This is a genomic window from Streptomyces sp. P5F9 (assembly GCF_057961495.1).
This window is the reverse complement of the sequence record NZ_JBXVPZ010000554.1, coordinates 1-5,889: the sequence shown is the minus strand read 5'-3', so window position 1 is coordinate 5,889 and position 5,889 is coordinate 1. Positions and strand designations below refer to the sequence as shown.

The window sequence follows — 5,889 nt, the reverse complement described above, 5'->3', positions numbered from 1 at the left end:
AGTCAGGACCGACGGCAGTCCGGTGATCCCGGCTCGTCACTCCCGATGTCATCCCGCCCCACACCGATGGGAAGGCCAGGTAACGCCGGTGCACAGCACCCCCCACCCTGTCCCCACTCCATACGCGTCAACCGAAACGGCCACGGACGACGTCGAGCCGGCGCCCCGGATCCGGCCGGCCTCCTTCGCCCAGCGACGGCTGTGGTTCCTGGCCCAACTGCCGGGCGCGAACGCCGCGTACAACGAGACGATCGCGTTCTCCCTGACCGGCCCGCTCGACACCGACCTGCTGTCCCGCGCCTTCGACGAGCTGACCGGCCGTCACGAGACCCTGCGGACACGGCTGGTGGCCACCGAAGGTGAGGTGCACCAGCACATCGACCCACCGGGTACGGGATTCGCCCTGGCCTTCGAGGACCTCACCGCGGCCGATGACTCCCGGACGCGGGTGGCCGCCCGCCAACTCGACGAAGAACAGACGCCGTTCGACCTCGACACCGGCCCCCTCGGACGCGGACGCCTGCTCGCCCTGGGTCCGGACCGCCACGTACTCCTGCTGACGTTCCATCACAGCATCTACGACGGCGTCTCGATGAACGTCATGATGGACGAACTCGGGCAGCTCTACGAGGCGTTCGCGGCCGGCGCCCCGAACCCCCTGCCGCCACTCGCGGTGCAGTTCGCGGACCACACACAGACCCGGCAACAAGCTGTCCTCGACGGCGCGCTCGCCGCCCAGGAGGACTACTGGCGCAGCGCGCTGCACGGCGCGCCGCCCGTCCTGGACCTGCCCACCGACCGTCCGCGGCCGACGGAACAGCAATACGAGGGCGGCCGGGCCGAGTTCAGCCTCGACGCCGAGGTCACCGCCGGACTCCGCAGCCTGGCGAGACAGCACGGTGCCACCCCCTTCGTGGCCGTGCTGGCCGGCTGGGCGATTCTCCTGTCGCGCCTTTCCGGGCAGGAGGACATCGTTGTCGGCAGCCCCTTCGCCAACCGGCGCGGCCCGGGCGCGGCCGGTCTCATCGGCTTCCTCGTCAACTCCCTCCCGTTGCGCATCGATCTGTCCGGCTCCCTCACCGCCTCCGAGGCCCTCGCCCGCACCCGCGCCGTCGTACGCGAGGCACTCGCGCACCAGGACCTGCCGTTCGAGCGGATCGTCGAGCTGGTCAACCCGCCGCGCAGTGCCTCCCGCACACCGCTGTTCCAGACCATGCTGGCCTGGGTGCCCGAACGGCGGGACCTGCTGCACCTGCCCGGAGTCGACGCGCAGCCGCTGCCGATCGCCCACGCCCCGGCCAAGTTCGACCTCGCCGTCTCGGCGACCGAGTCCGACGGCCGGATCACCGGGTACCTGGACTACGCGACGGCCCTCCTGGACCACACCACCGCCGAGCACTGGGCAGGCCATCTGCGGCATCTGCTCACCGACATGGCCCGCCACCCCGAACGGGACGTCCGGGCCCTGGAGTTGATGGCTCCTCAGGAACGCCGACGCGAGCTGCTCGACGGCGACGCCACGCGGTCGGAGACCTCCGGGTCCGTTCCGCACGCGGCCTCCGGACTCGTCGAACTCTTCGAGACCCACGTCCGCGAACTCCCGACGCGCACAGCCGTCGTCGACCGCGACAGCTCGCTGGACTACGCGGCCCTCGACCGCCGCGCCAACCACCTCGCGCACGCCCTCGTCGCCCGGTCCGTCCGGCCCGGCGATGTCGTGGGCCTTCACGCGAAGCGGTCCTGCGACCTGGCCGTCGGCATCCTGGGCATCCTCAAGGCGGGCGCCGCCTATCTCCCGCTCGACCCGGGCCAGCCCGCCGAACGCCTCGCGAACATGGTCGAGGACGCGGCCTGCCCCCTCGTGCTGAGCGATCACGACAGCGCGGAACGCGCCCCGGAATGGCTCGACTTGGCGGCCGTGGAAGCCGAGGGAGCAACCCGCCACGAAGCACCCGTGGGCATCGCTCCCGCGCCGGACCGACTCGCCTACGTGATCTTCACCTCCGGGTCCACGGGACGGCCCAAGGGCGTGGCGGTGGAGCACCGCAGCGTCCTCAACCTCTTCGCCACCTGGCACGCCCGCATGGGCACCGCCCCCGGCGAGGTCGGCTCGGCCTGGTCCAGCATCGGCTTCGACGCCTCGATCCACGAACTGCTGCTGCCCCTGACCACCGGCGGCGAACTGCACATCGCCCCCGAGGAGTTGCGCGGCGATCCCGAGGCCCTGCTGGCATGGATGCGCGAACACGCGGTGACCCAGGCGTTCCTGCCGCCCGCCTACGTCAAGTGGATCGACGAGGACCCCGCCGTACGACTGCGCGGGCTCCAACTGCGCACCCTGCTCACGGGAGTCGAGTCGCTCACCGAAGCCGCCCTGCACCGCATGACACAGCACCTCCCCGGCCTGCGGATCTGCTTCGGCTACGGCCCCACCGAAGCGACCCTCTACAGCACCGCGTACTACGACCCTGGCCCGCTGGACCGGCCGTGCCCCATCGGCCGCCCGCTGCCCGGCACTCGGATGTACGTCCTCGACGGCCGCATGGAACCCGTCCCGCCCGGCGTGGTGGGGGAGGTGTACCTCGGCGGAGCATCGCTGGCCCGCGGCTATCTCGGCCGCCCCGACCTCACCAAGGAACGCTTCCTGCCCGATCCGTTCGTGCCCGGCGAACGGATCTACCGCACCGGAGACCTCGCCCGACGCCTGCCTGACGGCCAGGCGCACTACCTGGGCCGCGCCGACGACCAGGTCAAACTCCGCGGATTCCGGATCGAACCCGCCGAGGTCGAGGCCGCGCTCATGGCCCTGCCCGGAGTCCGCGAAGCCGCCGTCCTCGTCGACCACGACGCGACCGGCCAGCCCCGCCTGGTCGCCGGCATCGGCCGGGGCACCGCACCTGCGCGCACCACCCACGACTGGCGCACCGCCCTCGTCCGCCGACTGCCCGACTACATGATCCCCGCCGTCTTCCTCGACCTCGGCACCCTGCCGCTCAACCGCAGCGGCAAAGTCGACCGGCCCCAACTCCTGCGCCTGGCCCAGGAGTCGACCTCCAACCAGGTCAACACCGCCAGCCCGCGCGACCACATCGAACACGGCCTGTACCGCATATGGCAGCGGATCCTGCTCCACCCCGACATCGGCGTCAGCGACAACTTCTTCGAAATCGGCGGCACTTCACTCTCGGCCATCAAAATGGCCCACGCAGTCACCGAGACCTTCGGCCGCCGTCTGCCGGTCGGCGAGGTGATGACCCGCCCCACCATCGAGTCACTGGCCGCGCTGCTGCGCGAAGACGGCACCGCCCGCGCACCCGGCAGCCTCATCGAGTTCCGCCCCGGCACCGGCCCGCGCGTCGTCTGCGTCCACCCCGCCGGCGGCACCGCCTTCTGCTACCTGCCCCTGGCCACACTCCTCCCCGACAGCGTCGGCCTGTACGGCATCCAGTCCCCGGGAGTGAACCCCGACGAGGACCTCCTGCCGAGCGTGGAGGCCATGGCCGGGGAGTACCTGCGACTGCTCGAACCCGACGGCGCATCACCTCTGGTCCTGACCGGCCTGTCCTACGGCGGCCTCGTCGCCCATGAGATGGGTCGCCTCCTGGCCCGCGCCGGACACCGGGCCGTCAGCGTCGTCCTCCTCGACACCCAGGCCACCGACGACGCATCCGCACGCGCGGAGATCGGCGCGGTCGACGCGGCCGAGTTCCGCGACAAACTCGTGAGGTTCAACGGGATGTACCCCGGCATCGACGACGCCCAGGTCGACCGCTACTTCCACCTCTACAACCACAACCGCCTCACCGCCCGCGAACACCTCCCGGCGGCCTCCCCGGCGCGCACCGTCCTCGCCCAGGCCGTACCGGACGGCGACGACACCCCCTTCCACGCCGAGGTCCGTGCCTTCTGGCAGCGCCGTGCCGAGGGCGACTACCGCGTCGAGACGATGGAATGCGACCACTGGGAGATCCTGGAGGGCGTCGGGGCGGCCCAGGTCGGCACCCTGCTCGCCGCCGAACTCGCTCATCACGGCGCCCAGTTGGCACTGCCGGCGCGGGAGGCGTGATGAACCTCCGCACCACCCCCAGAGTCGCCCCGGCCCCTACGAGGACCGTCTCTCTCGCCGAAGCCGTGCTGGGCCAGGCTCGCCGCACCCCCTCCGCCATCGCCGTCGAGGACGGCGATCGGGTCCTCGACTACGCCGAACTGGAGCGAGCCAGCGGCCAAGTGGCAACGCGCCTGCACGCGGCCGGAGTTCGCCCCGGCCACGCGGTCGCCGTACGCCTGCCCCGCTCCTGGCAACTGGTCTGCGTCATGCTCGGCATCCGCCGCGCCGGAGCCACCGTCGTGCCCCTCGACCGCCTCAGCCCGCCCGACCGCCAGCGCCACATCCTGGACGACTCGGGCGCCGTCGCCGTAGTCCACGACACCGGGCACACGCCTCAACTGCCGGAGCACATAGCCGGGTTGGACGCCCACCTGCTCCTGACCGGCGACGGTCCCATCTCGCCCGCCGTGCCTCCGCGGAAGCCCGGCGACACCGCCACGGGCTTCGTCTTCTACACCTCCGGCAGCACGGGCAACCCCAAGGGCGTCGAGGTCACCGACGACGGAGTGCTGCGCCTGGCAGGCCCCGGCTATCTCGACCTACGGCCCGGGGCCCGCTTCGCCAGCCTGGCCAACCCCGCTTTCGACGCGCTGAGTTTCGAGGTGTGGGTCCCCCTCCTGACCGGCGGCGTCTGCGTCGTGCTCGACGATGCCCAGGTGCACAGCGCGCCTCAACTGGCCGGTGCGCTCAGCGAACGCCGCGTCGACACGCTGTTCATCACGACGGCCCTGTTCAATGCGGTCGTCGAGCAGATACCCGAGTGCTTCGCCACGGTCGGGCAGGTACTCGTCGGCGGTGAACAGCTCAACGCACGCATCGTCCGCCGTTGGTATGAGACCAACTCCGCGTCGCGCACCGTCCTGCACAATGTTTATGGGCCGACGGAGGCGACGACTTTCGCCCTCTGCCACCCCATCCCACGCGACTTCACCGGCGACACCATCCCGATCGGCACCCCACTCCCCGGCACCGGCGCACTGCTCCGCACCGAGGACGGCCGCACCGCCGAGCCGGGCGAAGTAGCCGAACTGCTGCTGTCCGGCCGGGCGTTGGCCCTCGGTTACCGCAACCTCCCGGAACAGACGGAGCGCGGCTTCGTACGGCTGCCGCACGAGGACGGCGGCGAACGCCGCTGGTACCGCACCGGCGACCTCGTCCGCCAGGACAGCGAAGGCCGGATCACCTACGTCGGCCGGGCCGACCGCCAGGTCAAGGTGCGCGGCTTCCGCATCGAACCGGGCGAGGTGGAGCGGCAGATCCTGGCCCAACCCGCCGTCCGCCAGGCCTACATATGCACCCGCCGCGACCAAGCGGACCGCAGCGAACTGCTCGCCTTCCTCGTCCTCGGCGACGAACTCTCCTACGACGCCTACGACCGCCACCTCGCCGCCGCCCTGCCCTCGTACATGCGCCCCCACCACACGTACCTCGTCGCCGAGTTGCCGCGAAACGCCAACGGCAAGGTCGACCAGGCTGCCTTGCTGCGGGATGCGGGGACCCCGTGGCGCGGTACGCAGGAGGGTGACGTACCCGTCAGCGCCGAGCAACGGCGGGTGCTGGAGGTCGCCGAGGACATCCTCGCCGTCAACGGCCTGCGTCCCGGCGACCGTTGGGCCGCGAGCGGCGGTGACTCGCTGAAGGCGCTGCGCTTCCGCTTCGAGATCCTCAGCCGTTTCGCCGTCGACCTGCCGCACGACCTCGTCCTAGGGGCCGACTTCGCCGCCCTCGCCGATGCCGTACACGCTCCGGACGCGACTGCGGGAGAACACCCACCCGTACCC

Annotated in this window: 2 protein-coding genes; both read left to right on the top strand. The window is 71.4% G+C overall.

Annotated features, from left to right (window positions below; genetic code table 11):
- Positions 1 to 88 precede the first annotated feature (88 nt).
- Positions 89 to 4,066, top strand: coding sequence for a non-ribosomal peptide synthetase (locus tag AC31A1_RS45355; RefSeq protein ID WP_489658924.1), 3,978 nt, complete (start codon positions 89 to 91; stop codon positions 4,064 to 4,066).
- The coding region (locus AC31A1_RS45350) for an amino acid adenylation domain-containing protein (protein ID WP_489658923.1) at positions 4,066 to 5,889 on the top strand (1,824 nt) is incomplete at its 3' end. The genes AC31A1_RS45355 and AC31A1_RS45350, both read left to right, overlap by 1 nt.